We start from the raw sequence: 17,198 nt of genomic DNA on the forward strand, positions 1-17,198 counted from the left end.
TCGGCGTGCCTCAAACATCCGCCTCAATCAGTCCCCTCTCCCTCCGGGAGAGGGCCAGGGTGAGGGGCTTTTAACCCTGCACTGTGCTTTTCAACGTCTGAGTTCGACTCGGTATCGCAGGTCGGCGTGCCTCAAACATCCGCCTCAATCAGTCCCCTCTCCCTCCGGGAGAGGGCTAGGGTGAGGGGCTTTTGATCTCAAGGCGTGACGATGTTGAACTGCGGCCCAAACGTATCCAGGCTGCCCATCAGCTCGCCGAGCTTCTTGCCGTTGCCCTGCAACTTGATCAAGCCTTTCTGCATCGCCGTCGGGAAATCCAGTTGCTTGAGGCTGATTTTCTCCAGCGTGTCCTTGCTCAGGCTGACGCCGGCATCCGCCGCAGGATTGAGCCCGGCACGGTGGGTCAGCACGCCATTGCGCAAGGTCAGATTGAAGTCTTTCTGCAAGTCCTCAAACGTCCAGTTCAAGGTCAGGTCATGACCGACAGCCTTGTCGCTGTCCAGCCGCACCGCCAGGTAATCGAAGAACATTTCCGGACTCATCGCCCGCACCATGTCCACCGACACCGAAGTGCCTGCGTGTGGCGGCACGCCGTTGCGCAGTTCCATCGCGCCGGTCAGGTACATGTTGCGCCAGGTGGCGTTCTCGCTCTGATAACCCAATTGCTCCAGCGTCTCGGCCTGCGCCTTGTGCGCTTCGGCGTTGTCCGGTTCGGCGAACAACAACTGATTGCCCAACTGCGCCGCCCAGCGATAGTCACCGCTGGCCATGGCTTTGCGCATTTTTTCCAGTACCGCAGCGCCGCCGCCCATAGCCTCGACCGTGCGTTTGGCGGTGTCCACCGGCGGCAGCGGATTGAGGTTGGCCGGGTTGCCGTCGTAGAAACCCATGTAGCGCTGATACACCGCGCGCGTATTGAAGCTCAGCGAACCGTAATAACCGCGGGTGTACCACTTCTGGTCGAGCGAACCCGGCAGTTTGGTGATGGTGTCAGCGATTTCCTGCGGCGTCAGGCCCTGATTGAGCAGGTGTAACGTGCGGTCGTTGAGGAACGCGTACATGTCGCGCTGATCGGCGAGGAACGTGCGGATCCGTTCACCGCCCCAGGTCGGCCAGTTGTGCTGCGCGAACAACACATCAGCCTGGTCGCCGTAGCGCGCCAGACTGTCGTCGAGGTATTGCGACCAGGCCTTGGCATCACGCACTTGCGCGCCACGCGGAGTGAGCACGTTGTGCATCATCTGCGTGGCGTTTTCGGCCATGCACAGAGCTTTCAGCTGCGGCAGATACATATTCATTTCCGCCGGCGCTTCAGTGCCAGGCGTCAGTTGAAACTCGAATTGAACGCCAGCGATGGTGTGGGTTTCCAGCTCCTTGGTGATCAGGTCGGTCGGCGGGATCAGCGTGACTGTGCCGCCAGTCGGCGAGCTCTTGCCCAGACCGGCATCGACCTGGCCCTTTTCACCACGCGGCAACAGGCTGCCGAACTGGTACTGCGCGCGGCGGCTCATGGCGTTACCGGCCATCACGTTTTCGCTCATCACGTGTTCCATGAACCCGGCCGGAGCGAACACCTTGACCTTGCCGGCCTTTACATCCGCCTCGTCGATCACCCCGCGCACGCCGCCGAAATGGTCGACGTGGGTGTGGCTGTAAATCACCGCCACTACAGGTTTGTGCGGGCGGTTGGCGTAGTACAGGTCCAGCGCAGCCCTGGCGGTTTCGGCCATGGTCAGCGGGTCGATGATAATCAGCCCGTCGTCACCTTCGATGATGGTCATGTTGGCCAGATCGAGGCCGCGCACCTGATACAGCTTCGGGCTGACTTCGAACAGGCCGGCGTGGACATTGAGCTGGGCCAGGCGCCACAGGCTCGGGTTGACCGATTCCGGCGCCTGATCCTTGGCGAGGAAGTCGTAGGCCTGCACGTCCCAGATGACTTTGCCCGCCGCATCCTTGATCTGACCCTTGAACGGCGCGATCAGGCCTTTGCTGATGGATTCGAAATCGGTGCGGTCGCTGAAGGGCAACTGTTGCAGAACGCCGGCGTTGCTGGCGATGGTTTGCGCACTGGGTGCGACAGGCGCGTCAGCGGCGAGTACTGACTGGCTCAGGCACGCAGTGATCAGGCAGGCCAACAGGCCGCGGGGGCTCAAAGTGAAACGTTGCATGGCGTCTCCGGTTTTTATCGTTATGGGTGGACCCGTCTCGGAGGGTAGGGCGCGGCTGTGTCGCGGCGATGATCGTCAACGGACAAAAACCATTCAGGGCCGCTATCCTTGGCCCAGGCTCATTGATCGGGTTTTGCCATGCTTGAGGTTCGCAACGTCTTCAAAAGCTACGTCACACCGCAGGGTTCATTGCCGGTGCTGCAAGGCATCGACCTGACGCTCGAATCCGGCGGCAGCCTGGCGCTGATGGGCGAATCCGGCAGTGGCAAAAGCACGTTGCTGCACCTGGTGGCCGGCCTCGACAAAGTCGACAGCGGCAGCATTCGCAGTGGCGAGCATCGGCTGGAGGCGATGAACGAGGCGCAACTGGCGAACTGGCGGCGCACAGAAATCGGTCTGGTGTTCCAGCAGTTCAACCTGATCGGCAGTCTGCGCGTGGAGGACAACCTGGCGTTTCAGGCCCGTCTTGCCGGGCGGCATGAGCCGCGTTGGCAGGCGCATCTGGTGCAGCGCTTAGGGCTCGGCGATTTGCTCAAGCGTTATCCCGAGCAACTTTCCGGTGGTCAGCAGCAGCGCGTTGCGTTGGGCCGGGCATTGGCGTCGCAGCCGAAATTGCTGCTGGCCGACGAGCCCACCGGCAGCCTCGATGAGGCGACCAGTGATGAAGTGCTGCGGTTGTTGCTGGAATTGCTCGACGACACGCCCACCACGTTGTTGATGGTCACTCACAGCCAACGGGTTGCGGCCCGTTTAGCCCAGCGAGTGATGTTGTCCAATGGGCGGCTGACGTGAACGTTTTCCGTCAGACCCTGCGCGCGCTGCTCAGCCATTGGCGGCGCCATCCGGTGCAGTTTTTCAGTGTGCTGACCGGGCTGTGGCTGGCGACCAGTCTGCTCACCGGCGTCGAGGCACTGAACAGCCAGGCGCGCGACAGTTACGCGCGGGCCAGCCAATTGATCGGCGGCGAACCGCAGGCCAGTCTCAGCACGCCAAACGGTGCGACTTTTGCGCAGCAATGGTTCGTTGATCTGCGTCGACAGGGCTGGCCGGTGTCGCCGCTGTTGCAGGGCCGGTTGCAGCTCAAGGGCATTGAGAATCAGCGGCTGCAATTGATGGGTATCGAACCGGTGTCGTTGCCGGCCGATTCGGCGGTGGCCGGGCAGGCGCTGCCGATTGAGCGTGTTGTCGAGTTTTTCACGCCGCCGGGCAGTACGTGGATTTCACCGGAAACCTTGCAAGCGCTGGATCTGCGTGAAGGCGACACACCGCAAACGGCTAATGGTCTGCGATTGCCGCCGTTGCTCGCGCAAAAGGACATGGCGCCCGGCCTATTGCTGGTGGACATCGGCGTCGCGCAAACACTGCTGGAACAACCCGGACAATTGTCGCGTTTGTTGCTGCCCAAGGATTTTCACGCCGAGTTGCCGGCTTCATTCAAAGGCTTGCTGCAGCTCAAGAGCAGCGGCGAGGAAAACAATCTGGCGCGACTTACCGAGAGCTTTCACCTGAATCTCGATGCGTTGGGTTTTTTGTCGTTCATGGTTGGCTTGTTCATCGTCCACGCCGCGATTGGCCTCGCTCTGGAACAACGGCGCGGTCTGCTGCGTACGCTGCGCGCCTGCGGCGTAAGCGCGCGGATGTTGATCTTGTGCTTGATCGTTGAGTTGGGGGTTCTTGCACTGATCGGTGGACTGTTCGGTGTGATCAGCGGCTATTGGTTGGCCAGTGTCTTGCTGCCGGATGTCGCTGCCAGCCTGCGCGGATTGTATGGCGCCGAAGTGGCGGGGCAGTTGCGCCTCAGTCCCTGGTGGTGGTTCAGCGGCATCGGCTTGAGCCTGCTCGGCGCCTTGCTCGCCGGGGCCAATAGTCTGTTGCGTGCCGCACGCTTGCCGTTGTTGGCGGTGGCCGATCCGCAAGCCTGGCATCAGCAATATGCGCGCTGGTTGCGCCGTCAGGGTTGGCTGGCGGCGGTGCTGGGTTTGCTTGCCTTGGTGGCGTTGATCTGGGGCGACAGTCTGGCCAGCGGTTTTGTTCTGATGGCCGGATTGCTGATCGGCGCCGCATTGGCGCTACCGGTGTTGCTCAGCGCGCTGTTGAATCAGTTGCTCGGGCGCAGTCGCTCGGTGCTGGGGCAGTGGTTTCTCGCCGATTGCCGTCAGCAACTGCCGGCACTGAGTCTGGCGTTGATGGCTTTGCTTTTGGCGCTCGCCGCCAATATTGGTGCGGGTAGCATGACCGCCGGTTTTCGCCAGACCTTCAACGACTGGCTAGAACAACGCCTGAGTGCCGAGTTGTATATCAACCCGAGCAATCCGGCCCAGTCGCGGGAAATGTACAGCTGGCTCAAGCAGCAGCCTAAGGTCGGGGCGATTCTGCCCAACTGGCAGGTCGCGGTGACGTTGCAAGGCTGGCCGACGGAGGTGTTCGGCATCATCGATCATGCGTATTACCGCCAGCACTGGCCGTTGCTCGATGTCAGTGGCAGCGACCCGTGGGCGCATCTGGCTACCGACGATGCGGTGATGCTCAGCGAACAACTGGCGCGTCGGCTGAAGGTACGGGCGGGTGATCGACTGACGATTCCTGCGCCGAATGGTGCGTGGTCGCCACGCATCGTCGGCATCTACGCCGACTACGGCAATCCCAAGGGGCACTTGCTGGTCAATATCAACCACCTGCTGCGCGGCTGGCCGCAACTGACGCCGAACCGTTTCAATCTGCGCATCGAGCCGCAGAACATCCCGCCGTTGTTGAATAGCCTGCAGACGCGCTTTCAACTGGATGACAGCCGCATCGTCGATCAGGCGCGGCTCAAGGGTTGGTCGGTGCAAGTCTTCGAACGGACCTTTGCGGCCACGGCGGCGTTGAACAGCCTGACCCTGGCGGTGGCGGGCGTGGCACTGTTCATCAGCCTGCTGACGCAAAGTCAAAGTCGCCTCGGTCAGCTCGCACCGCTGTGGGCGCTGGGCGTGACGCGGCGGCAGCTGATGCTGCTCAATCTCGGGCAGACCTGGCTGCTGGCGGTACTGACGCTGGTGTTGGCGTTGCCGCTGGGGATCGCGCTGGCGTGGTGTCTGGACGCGGTGATCAACGTGCAAGCGTTTGGCTGGCGGCTGCCGTTGCGGGTGTTTCCGTGGCAATTGCTGCAGTTGATGGGGTTGGCGTTGCTGGCGACGTTGCTGGCGTCGGCATGGCCGCTGTACTCGCTGTACCGCACGCAACCGGCTGATCTGCTGAGGACGTTTGCCCATGAGGATTAACCTCGTTGTGCTGATGGTTTTGTTGCTGCTCGGTGGTTGCGATCAATCGGTGCCGGAGCAGAAAGGCTTCGCCGGGATGGGCGATCAGGCGTTGGCGTTTACGCCGGTGGTGCCGGATCGGGTGTTCAGTTTTCCGGCCGATCACGCTGCGCATCCGGGTTTTCGTATCGAGTGGTGGTACGTCACCGCCAATCTCAAGGATCAGCAGGGCAATGAATTCGGCGTGCAGTGGACGCTGTTTCGCAGTGCATTGAAACCAGTAGCGGAGCAGGTCGGGTGGGCTGATCAGACGATCTGGCTGGGGCATGCGGCGGTGACTTCGAGCACGGTGCACCACGCCGCCGAACGTTACGCACGAGGTGGAGTAGGGCAGGCCGGTGTGCGGCTGGCGCCGTTCGAGGCGTGGATCGATGATTGGCGGTTTGCCAGTGGGGCGCAGGATCCGTTGAGCGACCTGCAACTCAGCGCTCGCGACAAGAATTTCGCCTATCAACTGCACCTCACTTCCAGTCGTCCGTTGGTGTTGCAGGGCGACAAGGGTTTTAGTCAGAAATCCGAAGAAGGTCAGGCGTCGTATTACTACAGTCAGCCGTTTTTCAAGGCCAGCGGAACATTGCAGATCGACGGCCAGAGCTACACCGTCAGCGGCCCTGCATGGCTCGATCGCGAATGGAGCAGTCAGCCGCTGACCGCCAATCAAACCGGTTGGGACTGGTTCTCCCTGCACCTGGACAGCGGCGAACACGTGATGCTTTACCGCATGCGTCAGAAGGACGGTGCGCCGTACCTCACTGGCACGTGGATCGCTGCCGACGGCCAGACGCAAACACTGCGCAGTTCGCAGATCCGGCTCACCCCGCAAGACACCGCCAACGTCGCCGGCCGGGCGATGCCGGTGAAATGGTCGATCAGCATTCCCGACAAACACCTCGACATCACCCTCGACGCGCTCAATCCCAACGCCTGGATGAACCTGCGCATTCCGTATTGGGAAGGCCCGGTGCGCATCCGCGGCAGCCATCCCGGCCAGGGCTATCTGGAAATGACCGGCTACTGAAAAGTATCCACAAATCCCTGTAGGAGCTGCCGAAGGATCGGTTTGAACTCGGCTTACTGTGTTGTCCTCTACAGAGAAACCTGCCGAGGATTAGCCATGAGCGACGACCTGCAACCCCCAGACATGACCACCTGGCAACGCCTGTTCGACGACGAAACCTACTGGCAGCAATCCCCCGACGCGCATTATTTCGATCTGCAACGCATCGCCGACGACATGCTCGGCCAAGGCGCCATCGACCTCGAACAATGGCAGATCCTGCGCGCCAAGGCCGACGACCTGCACAAGGATTCCCCCGCCATCAACGTTACCCGTGAACTCGACGACCCCGAAGCCTGAGGACCACCCCATGAAACCCATCACCCAAGGCGAACACCCTGACGAACCCCGTCCACCGGGCGAAACCGAACGCGACAACGACGCCCTGCGCCCCACCGACCCGAAACAGCGTGAAAACAGTGGCAGAGGCACGCCCAGCGGCGAATCCACCGCGCAGGACACCGCAAAACAACAGACCTCTTCGACACAAACCAAAGCCAAGCCCTGAACAGCGTCTATGCTCAGTGGCACGTTCGTCGCCGAAGCCAATTCGGCGCCGGGCGCTGCCATTCACCACAGGGAAAGTATTGCTTATGAAGCTCGACGCATTGGCCAAGGCCATCACCCTCGCAACCGTACTGTCCGCCACCAGCTTCGGCGCCATGGCTGCCGATATTCCGCTGTCTGCCACTGTTGAAGCAGATCAGGTCATCACCAAAGTTATCTCCGTCGATGCCGCCAACCATCAGGTTGTGCTCGAAGGTGCCGAAGGCAAGCCGGTTCACGTTCAGCTCACTGATAAGGCGAAAAACCTCGCCAAGCTCAAGCCCGGCGATCAGGTCAACATTCAGGTACAGCGTTCTGTCGCCGCTTACCTCGACACCGATGTGGATAAAGGTCTGCCTGGCACTACCGAACGTACCGGTGAGTTGCGTAAGGCCCCGGGCAGCGATAACCCCGGTGGCGAGGCGTATCGTCAGGTTCAGGTGCAATTGAAAATCACCAAAATTGATTTGAAGACAAATCAGGTGACCCTGCAAAACCCGGCGGGCGTGTCGAAAGTTCTCGACGTGAAAAAGCCTGAAATTCAAGCCAAACTGAAAGATCTGAAAGAAGGGCAGAGCGTCATCGTCACTTACACCGATATCTTAAAAGTGACCAGCCAACACGAAAGTTGAGCATTAACTCTACAGAATGATTGTTCTTGTACAGCTTTAAGTATGAGAGCAATCATATAAAAGAATCTGTAAGAAGTTTCCCGGTAAATATCGGTAGGCAACACTTTTTAACGTTCTAGTACATAAATTTCATGTTTAAGCATGAGGACATATCTGCCAACTTCAATTAAAATCCCACCCGTTCGCCCAGTGTCAGGGCTCTTTACCGGTGCATGGATTGCCAGGCCATTACACTGGGCGAACACCTCTTCGGAGTAGTTGTATACAATTTCTGCAAACAAAAAGGGCGACTTTAAAAGTCGCCCTTTTTGTTTGCGGTGGATTAAACCGAGATTTGCACGTCAGGCTTGCTGCTCTTGAAAGCGCTTCAGCGTGGCCTGATACATTTTTGTCCTGCGGTGATTTTTCCCGTAGGTGCCCGCCGCCGCGACGGTGCCTGCCTGGATGTGATCCAGATAGCTGAAAATCTTGCGCGGTGACAGGAACTTGATGCCATAGCCCAGGCTGCTCATTCGATCTTGCAACGTGTAGCCGGGCACCAGGTCATCCATGCAGAAGTGCAGGCCTTGGGACTTCATCAAGCGCGCATTCCACAATGTGCAGAAACTTTTCAGATGCGTTTCTTTGTACGGCCTTGGCATTTTCGAACGCATACCCAGACGCACTTTCGCTTTACGAACATAGTGCTTGCAGAAGCGCGAAGTTAGACGCCAAGTGTCACGAACAATCCCGCGATTGAGTTGTTCGACACAACCGACTGCAGCCATGTCCGGCGTTTTCGTGCACTCGCGCATCATCATGGCAAACACTTCCTTGTCATAGACAAAGGTGTCGGTGTGCAACAGAAACAGATAATCGGTGTCGACTTTTTCCAGTGCCAGATCCAGTGCTTTACCGTGCGCAATATGGCCAGCTTCCTTGCCCGGCGAAGGCCGTTCGATCAAGTTGATCCAGTCCAGCGAACGCAAGTAATCGAGACTGGCATCCGCCGAATCGTTATCCACCACCCACACCGGAATGCGTTGCTCCTGGACGTGCTCACGCAAAAGCTCGAGGCACATTCGGGTGATGTCCGGGGTTTTGTAATTTACCAAGACAAGGCTGAAATTCGACGATGGCTGGGTTGGTAAATCAAACGCTTTCATGTCGGAAGGACTCATCTGCGATTCAAGGGCGACTGGGTTTCGTGGCTGCGATCGTAGCGAGGCAACCTTAGGCGAACCTTAATTTGCGGATGTGACGGTAAATGTATGCCGAGGAGAGACGACTGATCTTATGAAATGCATGGGGTGCTGCCGGACATTACCGGATAAAATGCGCGCCCCCTCACGGTTCAAGGAAGAAACGGCGCACGCCGTTGTGTCACGGATGAAACCACTTTCCCTCTACCACCCGGCCTTGTATTGGCTGCGCGTGTGGCAAAAAAGACTGTTCCGCCAGATTGCCTGGCGCTGTTCCAGCAAACGCTACGCACGCCCCGTCGCCAAGGCCGAGCGCATGCCATTTCGCTACCTCAAACACACCTCGAAACTCATCCGCAAACTCGGCGACACCGACCTCGCCCTGCAACACAACAAAGTCATCAACCTCAAACTCGCCGTCGCCGCCATTCACGGCGTCATCATCGCCCCCGGCGAACACTTCTCCTTCTGCCGTCTCGTCGGCCGCCCGACGTTGAAGCGCGGCTACGTTGAAGGCATGGAACTGTCCTTCGGCGAGGCACGACGCGGGGTAGGCGGTGGCATCTGCCAACTGAGCAACCTGATTCACTGGATGGCCATTCATTCACCGCTGGTAGTGGTCGAGCGCTCCAACCACAGCTTCGACCCGTTTCCCGATGAAGGGCGGGTGCTGCCGTTCGGATCCGGGGCGGCGATTTTCTATAACTACGTTGATCTGGTGCTGCACAACCCGACGGATCGGAGCTTTCAGTTGAAGCTGAACGTGGGCGAGACACAACTTGAAGGGGAGTTGTTGTGTGATCGGGTGAGGGAATATCGCTATCACGTGTTTCAAGAGGCGCATCGGTTTGTGCGGGAGGGGGCGCGGGTGTATCGGGAGAATGAGATTTGGCGGGAGGTGCGGGAGAAAGGGCAGGTTGGGGAATTGGTGGAGAGGGTGAGGCTGTATCGGAATCGGGTGGTGGTTAAGTACGAGGTGGCAGATGAGTTGATCGGGTAGGGCGCGTGAAAGCACTTCGCTGACGATGGCGCCCTTTGATCAGTTTCTGAAATACAACTCATCCAGCTGGCGTCTGCGTATCGAGAGGTACTCCTCCCATACCTTGGGAAAGTCCTCATCTTTGGTTAGAGGGAAGGTCAGATAAATGTACTTTCCAACAACGCTAATGTATTGCCTCGCGCGTTTGAAGGCCGGCTGCTCGTAAGCTGCGACGCTTTCATCGTAGGCGTCATGGTAGTGATAGATGCTTACCCGATGGGGAGCGATCATGCATCGCGAAAAATCGATCACCCAGCAGCTATCAACGGCTGTGCTCAAATAACCGTAAACACCATCAGTAGATAGACGCAGGCATGAATTTGCCTGGGTGCCGTCGTCATCGTTGACCAGAATGATCTGATCCGCGAAGTAATGAATATTCCTGCCGTCCGGCCCTTGCAAAGACAAGCTCCAACCTTCGGCTCCCATACGGAATTCACCGTTGTTATCAAAGGTTGCTGTCCATCCATTGGCTAGAGTGATCTGATGTTTATTCATGAGGACTGGTCAAGTATCGAGCTTACGGTGGTATGAGGTAGTCACATTAAATATCTTGCTCAAAGGTGTTCGAGGTCAATTAGACAGCCTTTGAGTTTTAATCGCTTGATCTCATCATTAAATTTGTATCTTGGCAAGAGTTCGTTTTTTATGTCGTAGTGCTGTCTAAGGAGACGGAATAATTTCCCTATGTTGTTTTTGCTTTTTTCGTCAAGGCTCTCAATCAAGTCGTAATTATTGTCCGACAGAAGTGCGATTTTGTTTTTAAGTGTGTAGTAAGCGCTTATGTTTGAAAGCAATCCTTCTGCATCTGAATAATCTTCTTTTAAGTGTTCTACATAATTTTCAAATATAGTTGTCAGCAGGTGTTGTGCTGCTTTTTGATGTTTTAAAGTTCCGCACATTTCCTGCCAGTTGCTAATGAAAAGATGATCTCCCCAGTCAGAGCCGCGAGCAAAATATTTTCCATTGCCTTTAAAGAAATCAGATGTTTCATGAGATTCTAAAGCTGTTTCAAAGGTGGTCATCATTGAAGCTTTTCCCAAGCATAAAAATTTTAATGACGTTCCGGAGAAAAGGGGGGGTGTTTTTAGTTTGTAGAAAATAATTCTGTTCCCTTTTTGGTTACCTTTTTATAGTGGGTTCCGTCGAAAGAATTAGAGGCTCTTTATATTGGTTGGGCCGCCGTCATCAATGAGTTTTCTCATGCGGCGATTATAGAGTTCAAGGTTTTGAATATCATTGTTGGCTTCGATTGTTTTTCTCAGAAAGGTCATGATATGTGAAATTTTCTGTTTCTCACTATCAGCAGCATCGCGTACAAGATCAAATCCATCTTTTGACAAGAAAGGATGTTTATTTCTTAGGTAGTAATAGCAGCCAATGTTTTCAAGCAGGTCGCTGGCGTCATTTTTTGTAAACTCAACCGAGTTTAAGTATACGCTAAATGCATTCCTCAATATTTCGATCGAGCTTTCTAGGGATTTTAAATAGCCGCATAGTCCTTGCCAATTTATGATATGCAACTGGGTTCCCCAGTCGGGGTCTCTTGTGAAATATTGGCCATTACCTCTGAAGTAGTCAGGGAGTTCATTCTTTTTCAAAGCTATTTCAAAGTTGGTTGTCATTGAAGTTGTTCCCAGTCGTCAAATTGGCTTAGAAGCTTGTTCATGTCGGCGCCGTGGTCGATTTTTTCAGAGCCAATAAGAAAAGGGGACAGATTTATTTTCTCTAGCTTTAATGTTTCTGACTCTTTGTTCAAGCTGCGCCGAAGGCGTCTTAATACCGGGGCTTAAACGGTTTATGGATAAAAAAGTGGGGAAAATTTATTTTTAGCGTGTAGAAAATAAATCTGTCCCCTTTTTTTCGAACTCGAGTTAGTCAAAATAATATTGTATCTACGTTGCCAATGTGTGCTGTTAATTTTTCACGGAAATCCGTTTCGCTGGTGAAGCTAGTGTTGTCAATCATGTTAAGGAACCAAGTCACATCTAGATCTGTGAATATTTCAAGCCATTCTGGTCTTTTAGCTTTCGATTCAGGCATGTCGTTCGCGGCAAAGCCGTTGCCTTTGCCTTCGGATAAGTAAAAATAGTTATCTGCGAAGGAATAGCCTATAACCTTTGGCCAGTTTGAGCTGTGCAGGAGGTTTGGCTCCATATCTTTATTAGCAATCACATAAAAAGTTCTCATTTTTTTCCGGAAGTACGTCGAATGAAGAAAAGAGACAGATTTATTTTCAGTGGGTAGAAAATAAATCTGTCTCTTTTTAGTCAATTTTTTGTATTCCCCCTTCTTTCACGGTTGAAAGTTAAGTTCTGAGTTCGACGTATTCCTCAAAGAATGAATAGAAGTTTTCCGCTATTTTCTTAGACGGTTTGCGCTTAAATAGATCGTAGCTAATGACCTGTCCATTTCCCGTGGGACCGCAATCAATTGCCCAGCAAACTTCGTCGTCTTTTAAATAAATGACGGCAAAATGACTAGGTAATTCAAACTCTGAACGGCAGTACATGGTGCTGTAATTTACAGTTCCGCCGTTATCTAGAGTTGCATCATTATTCTCAATTCCGCATATTTCTGAGTCTGCTGCACCACCACCACCGCATATACTCAAGAAGTCAACGAAATCTTCAGGCAGCTTTATGCCTAGAATATTCTCGAGTTTTTTAATTTGCTCGGCAGTGACGGGCCCGAGCCAAAATGTTTCTTCATCGGAGTTTTCGAGTTTCGTTATCAAGTCTTGATATTTATGCATGGTTCTGCTCACTCAAAGTCTTTGGCTCGTTCTTTCCAATATGCTTTTCTAAATTTTGCATACCAGGCGTTACAGGGACAAGGCGTTACAGGGACAGACCACGTTAAATAGCGAGAAAGAGGAGAGTTTCCAAAGGGCAGATTATAGATACAAAAAAAAGAAACCGTGGTCTGTCCCGTTTTCTACATATTTTGTTTGAGATTTAAGATGTCAATATTTTTAGTTCTACGTCAAAGACGTAAAAAACGTGGTCTGTCCTCGATCACACCCATTTTGGCGAATTTTTATTTTAATCTAGTGGGTAGTCACAAGTCCATGGAGGGGTGAAAAGTTTGGGGTTTATATTGTGTTCATGAAGGAAGGAGTTTATCTCTTCTTCTGTCTCTAAGATTTTCCATGTTGTGATTGTTGTGTCGTTGGCGCCAACACTATCTCTTGTTTCAAGAATGTGAGTTGGAAGGGTAAACTCTACAATAACGTACTTAGAGTGCCTTGCATCTTCTAGGAATTTATAGTAAAGCTCTCCAGGGTGCCTATCTTCGAAATTTAAATGATAAACAGCGTAGATTGCGACCCACTTTCGAAGTGACTCATCCTGCGTCGGAAGCTCTTGAGCAATTTCTGTATATGATTTTGCCTCTAGGCCCCACCACACTTTTCTAGGGATTGTTTTGGGAGTGTTCATTTTTGTCCTTCAAATGGGTTTGGCCAATAGATTCGAATTACTTTTCCATCTTTCGGGTGCAGTTGCAAGTGTGGCATGGCCGCATCTGGGTCAGTAGGGCTATGATTTGCCATATGAACTTTTCGAGTCTCCAAATTTGATGCTGGCGTATCATCCCAATGTAATAGTTTTATTTAGGGGCGGACCACGTTAAATAGCGAGAAAGAAGAGAGTTTCCATGCGGCAGTTTATACATGTAAAAAACTGTGGTCTGCCTCGTTTTAAAATAAGGAATGGTGGTCTGCCCCCGTTTTACCTTCAGGGACATACCTCCTTCAGACAAAATAAAACGTGGTCTGCTCCCCGTTTACAGCGTTACTATTTCAGTTGGTAGCTAAATTTCTCATCCAGTCCAAAGCTTTCATCTTGGGTTTTGACTCGTTCAAGAATAATTAATACTTTTCTATATGAGTCGCCCATTAGTTCTTCTGAATGTTTTGAGTTTGTCCAAATTAATTCAATTGGGCGCTCTACATCGGTGCTGAGCAGATCCCAAAGCGCATTAAGATTATTTCCATAGTATTGAGTGACAGAAAAAGCAGACGCTATCCGCTTATGGAATTCTTGCTCAGATGAGATGGATAATCCATCAAGCTCAACTATCATTTTGATTTACTTCCAGTTTCCGATAGAGTTAACAGTTTCGTAATGATCACTAATTATGTAAAGAAGTCCGTCGTCTGAGTAGAGTAGCCTGGTCCCCGGCTGATTGCTCCGCGATATCGTGTTATTGAGATCGACGTCAGCTTCATACTAGGTTCGGCCGGGGGCTGAAGGAAGTACATTTGTATCGTTGTAACAAACCTCACCGCCTAGCTGCCCGCCAGGAACGCTATTGTTGACTGCTTTACCCTTTTTCCATCCGCTTTGTGTTACCTGATCCTTTGTAACGTGGTCTGGGGGAAGATCACCAGTGGCCCGCAAACTTTCGACTAAAGCATAAAAGGGGACAGATTTATTTTCAGTTAGTAGAAAATAAATCTGTCCCCTTTTTGTCTTTTTATTCGTTTGGTTCGCTCCTTTTTTAAAGGTTTTTAATGGTGTGAGGTTTAATATGTTGTTAAGGGGCAGACCACTATAAATAGCGAGAAAGAGGAGAGTTTCCAGAGGGCAGATTATAGATACAAAAAAGAAACCGTGATCTGTCCCCGTTTTCTCGTGGTCTGTCCCCGTCTTACGGAGGCAGCGAAGACTAGGAAAGATTGAAGAAAGCTTTGCGCGATGATGTGCATCATCAGCCGCAGAACCTGTAGTGGATTTGTGGGGAACCCACAGGGTTTTTCCCCGATTGCGACCGATTATGGCTTTAGGGTTTCCAGAATTTAATTTTTTCCAAGTGGCGCTCTATATCATCCATGTCATCATCTCCAAGTGTTGAGTCAAAGTTCTTGCTGATGATTTTTCTTACTTTGGCAAGGCGCTGAGTAACCTTTTCATTATCAATAAAGTCGGTGGTGGCCTTCCGGTAATCTTCGACGGGTTTATCCGCGTAGTAGCTTCCCATTTTGTGTAGTGAAATTAGGATGAACTCGATGTCTGCTAGAACTTCGAGTGCATCCTTTCCATTAAGAACTATCTGTTTGTTTTTTTCTAGCATCATTTCCGCCGGTTGAATGTTGGATTCTCTAGCTTCACATTTCCTTTAATCGTAAGCTCCATTGTGCCGTATCTAGGGTTTTTTACCCATTCAAGTTGAGAGTCCGGCACGTCTGTTTCAATGTAGTCTCTGCCGCGTCCTCTGCCAATTTGATACTTATCTTCAGCATCTAGTTGACTCAATGGCTTTTTGTTGGCAGGTTCCACGTAGACACGATTGTTATCCTGAGCTTGGATTGCTCCATCACGTTCGATGCCAGTGGATCCCTTTCTGTTGGTGTAATGCCGGACGCGAGTCGTACTTTCTCCGCGTGGTGCGGGAGCAGGTACTGCAGGTGCGCCTTCATTGACTCTCGCTTTTTCTGTAGGGTTTCCGACATTACCCGTAGATTTGGATTTTTTCTTTGGGCACTCACTATTCAACCCCAGCGGATCCACCCACCCCGTAGGGTTGGGCACGTACTGGTAGCTATTCAACCCACCCGCAAGCTTGATCGGATCCGGCGTCAAAAACCGTCCAGTCCCCGGATTGTAGTAGCGGTGCCGGTTGTAATGTAACCCTGTCTCGGCATCGAAATACTGACCCTGGAACCGCAACGGGTTATCGATCTCGCTGACGTCCAGCGCGGCGAGATTACCGTAGGCTCGGTACTTCGCCGACCACATGATTTCACCGCTGTAGTCGGTGAGCTCCTGCGGTGTGCCGAGGTGGTCGAGTTGGTAATAGAACGGCGTCGCTTTACGTGGGCCTTCGCCATCGAGCATCGCCAATGGGCGGAAGCTGCCCGGTTCGTAGATGTAGCTGCGGTAACGGTTTTCGGCGCTTTCGGCAATCAGGCGTTCGCCTTGCCACAGGAATTCGGTGATGTGGCCATCGACGGTTTTTTCTATACGTCGACCGAAGGCATCGTACTTGTAGGTTGCTGTGCTGCCACCCGGCAGGCTAACGCCGATCAAGCGGTGCTGGCAGTCGTAACGATACTCGGTGACGAGTTTCTGTCCTGTGCCACGGCGTTCGCGACTCAGGTTGCCGTACGCGTCGTACTCGTAGTGACGATCACCCTGCATCAGCAGGCGGTTGCCTTTGACGTTGGCGAGGTTTGCTGTGCCTTCATTGCTTTGGCCCAGCAGGTTGCCCGCCGGGTCGTGGGCGAAGCTTTCCGGCGTAGCACCGCGCACGCTGACGAGTCGATCGAGCGGGTCGTAGTGGTAGCTGCGGTTGCCTTTGCGGCTGTCATCGATACCCGCGAGATTGCCATTGGCGTCGTAGTTATAACGACGCTGGAAGAGGCTTTTGTCTCGCTGGCCGACGGTGTGTGCTTGCAGGCGGCCTTGCTCGTCGTACTGGTATTGGCTGAGCAACAAACCTTGCTGACGTTTTTGTTCGCGCCCAGCACTGAACTGGTGAGAGGTCAGGCATGAGCCGTTGAGGTCGATGCTGCTCAGTTGCCCGCCGGGTTGGTGACGGTAATCGAGTTTGCTGCCGTCAGGGAGGCGGCAGTGTTTGAGCTGGCCGACGCTGTCGTATTCATAGCGCAGGGTGCCCCAGCCTTGGTGTTCTTCGATGAGGCGGTCTTGCAGGTCGTATTTGTAGGCGAGCGGCCAGTGGCCGTCGTCGACGTTAACGAGGCGACCGAGGGCGTCGTAGCTGTAGTGGATTTCTTCGCCATCGGCCAGGGTTTTCACCAGCAGCCGGCCAGCAGCGTCGCGCTGATACTCAGTGACCAGTTCACTGCCATCGTCGCCGAACTCGGTTTTCTTCAGCAGTTGACCGTTGAGATCATACTCGTAAGCCGTACGACGACCGTCGAAACCGGTTTCCTGCTGGATCAGGCCGTTGGCGAAGTAATCGAGGCGGTATTGCTCGCCGCGCTCGTTTTCGATTTCAGTCAGCAGCAGACGCGAGTTGTCATAGCGATAGCGCAGTTGGCTGCCGTCCGGATTGATGCGGCGGCTGACCAGATGCAGGTTGTCGGCGTATTCGTACCGAGTGATGCGGCCGAGTTCATCGCGTTCAGCGGTGACATTACCGTAAGCGTTATAGGTAAACGCACGGGTTGCACCGCCCGGTAGCGTGACTTGGGCAAGACGATTGGCTGCGTCCCATTGATATTGGGTGATGGCGCCGGATTCTTCCTGGCGGGTGATCTGCCGACCCAGTGCGTCGTAACGATACTTGCGCTGGCCGCCATCGGGCA

At 53.7% G+C, this 17,198-nt stretch carries 18 protein-coding genes; 7 read left to right on the forward strand and 11 right to left on the reverse strand.

From position 1 onward, the window contains the following. Positions 1 to 197 precede the first annotated feature (197 nt). Entirely contained in the window at positions 198 to 2,171 is a 1,974-nt protein-coding gene (locus tag ACW9IR_RS24065) for an alkyl/aryl-sulfatase (RefSeq protein ID WP_457465277.1), read from the reverse strand. A 138-nt stretch (positions 2,172 to 2,309) separates the two neighbouring features. Here ACW9IR_RS24065 and ACW9IR_RS24070 point away from each other — a divergent pair, with 138 nt between their 5' ends. The 6 genes from ACW9IR_RS24070 to ACW9IR_RS24095 all read left to right on the forward strand — a co-directional run bounded on the left by ACW9IR_RS24070 (position 2,310) and on the right by ACW9IR_RS24095 (position 7,705). After that, entirely contained in the window at positions 2,310 to 2,963 is a 654-nt protein-coding gene (locus ACW9IR_RS24070; protein ID WP_457465278.1) for an ABC transporter ATP-binding protein, read from the forward strand. Further along, on the forward strand, positions 2,960 to 5,431 hold the full coding sequence (locus ACW9IR_RS24075) for an FtsX-like permease family protein (RefSeq protein WP_457465279.1): 2,472 nt from the start codon (positions 2,960 to 2,962) through the stop codon (positions 5,429 to 5,431). The genes ACW9IR_RS24070 and ACW9IR_RS24075 overlap by 4 nt, the downstream gene beginning before the upstream one ends. Beyond that, positions 5,421 to 6,488 (forward strand): lipocalin-like domain-containing protein, encoded by a 1,068-nt coding sequence (locus ACW9IR_RS24080; protein ID WP_457465280.1) that lies wholly within the window; start codon positions 5,421 to 5,423, stop codon positions 6,486 to 6,488. Before ACW9IR_RS24075 ends, ACW9IR_RS24080 begins: the two co-directional genes overlap by 11 nt. A 96-nt stretch (positions 6,489 to 6,584) precedes the next feature. After that, positions 6,585 to 6,827, forward strand: a complete 243-nt coding sequence (locus tag ACW9IR_RS24085) for a hypothetical protein (RefSeq protein WP_110721071.1) — start codon at positions 6,585 to 6,587, stop codon at positions 6,825 to 6,827. Positions 6,828 to 6,837: 10 nt separating this feature from the next. After that, the gene (locus tag ACW9IR_RS24090; protein WP_457465281.1) at positions 6,838 to 7,035 is read left to right on the forward strand and encodes a hypothetical protein; all 198 of its coding nucleotides are present in this window, start codon (positions 6,838 to 6,840) and stop codon (positions 7,033 to 7,035) included. A gap of 85 nt (positions 7,036 to 7,120) precedes the next feature. Next, positions 7,121 to 7,705: a hypothetical protein gene (locus ACW9IR_RS24095; RefSeq protein ID WP_102902790.1), complete on the forward strand. Its 585-nt coding sequence runs from the start codon at positions 7,121 to 7,123 to the stop codon at positions 7,703 to 7,705. Positions 7,706 to 8,046: 341 nt separating this feature from the next. On the opposite strand, the gene ACW9IR_RS24100 is transcribed toward ACW9IR_RS24095, so the two are convergent. Then, a complete protein-coding gene (locus tag ACW9IR_RS24100) occupies positions 8,047 to 8,850 on the reverse strand; it encodes a glycosyltransferase family 2 protein (protein ID WP_110721072.1) in 804 nt (267 codons plus the stop codon). A 223-nt stretch (positions 8,851 to 9,073) separates the two neighbouring features. On the opposite strand from ACW9IR_RS24100, the gene ACW9IR_RS24105 reads away from it, so the two are divergent. Continuing rightward, positions 9,074 to 9,886 (forward strand): VanW family protein, encoded by an 813-nt coding sequence (locus tag ACW9IR_RS24105; RefSeq protein ID WP_102902788.1) that lies wholly within the window; start codon positions 9,074 to 9,076, stop codon positions 9,884 to 9,886. Positions 9,887 to 9,925: 39 nt separating this feature from the next. Here the strand turns inward: ACW9IR_RS24105 and ACW9IR_RS24110 are convergent, their stop codons facing one another. The 9 genes from ACW9IR_RS24110 to ACW9IR_RS24150 all read right to left on the reverse strand — a co-directional run. Further along, positions 9,926 to 10,423 (reverse strand): hypothetical protein, encoded by a 498-nt coding sequence (locus tag ACW9IR_RS24110; protein ID WP_064392907.1) that lies wholly within the window; start codon positions 10,421 to 10,423, stop codon positions 9,926 to 9,928. Positions 10,424 to 10,482: 59 nt separating this feature from the next. After that, positions 10,483 to 10,953 carry a hypothetical protein gene (locus tag ACW9IR_RS24115; protein ID WP_160039298.1) on the reverse strand — a complete coding sequence of 157 codons (471 nt, stop codon included), beginning with the start codon at positions 10,951 to 10,953 and terminating at the stop codon, positions 10,483 to 10,485. Between the two features lie 126 nt (positions 10,954 to 11,079). Further along, positions 11,080 to 11,550, reverse strand: a complete 471-nt coding sequence (locus ACW9IR_RS24120; protein WP_102902786.1) for a hypothetical protein — start codon at positions 11,548 to 11,550, stop codon at positions 11,080 to 11,082. A 253-nt stretch (positions 11,551 to 11,803) separates the two neighbouring features. After that, positions 11,804 to 12,115 carry a hypothetical protein gene (locus tag ACW9IR_RS24125; protein ID WP_110721076.1) on the reverse strand — a complete coding sequence of 104 codons (312 nt, stop codon included), beginning with the start codon at positions 12,113 to 12,115 and terminating at the stop codon, positions 11,804 to 11,806. 118 nt (positions 12,116 to 12,233) lie between these two features. Then, complete coding sequence (locus ACW9IR_RS24130; protein ID WP_102902784.1) at positions 12,234 to 12,680, reverse strand: SMI1/KNR4 family protein; 447 nt, start codon at positions 12,678 to 12,680, stop codon at positions 12,234 to 12,236. A 289-nt stretch (positions 12,681 to 12,969) separates the two neighbouring features. After that, positions 12,970 to 13,365: a hypothetical protein gene (locus ACW9IR_RS24135; protein WP_110721078.1), complete on the reverse strand. Its 396-nt coding sequence runs from the start codon at positions 13,363 to 13,365 to the stop codon at positions 12,970 to 12,972. A gap of 357 nt (positions 13,366 to 13,722) precedes the next feature. Then, on the reverse strand, positions 13,723 to 14,010 hold the full coding sequence (locus tag ACW9IR_RS24140; protein WP_102902782.1) for a barstar family protein: 288 nt from the start codon (positions 14,008 to 14,010) through the stop codon (positions 13,723 to 13,725). A 700-nt stretch (positions 14,011 to 14,710) separates the two neighbouring features. Further along, on the reverse strand, positions 14,711 to 15,001 hold the full coding sequence (locus ACW9IR_RS24145; RefSeq protein ID WP_102902781.1) for a hypothetical protein: 291 nt from the start codon (positions 14,999 to 15,001) through the stop codon (positions 14,711 to 14,713). Next, the coding region (locus ACW9IR_RS24150) for an RHS repeat-associated core domain-containing protein (RefSeq protein WP_457465282.1) at positions 15,001 to 17,198 on the reverse strand (2,198 nt) is incomplete at its 5' end. The genes ACW9IR_RS24150 and ACW9IR_RS24145, both read right to left, overlap by 1 nt.

Source organism: Pseudomonas sp. SDT291_1_S447 (assembly GCF_054070155.1).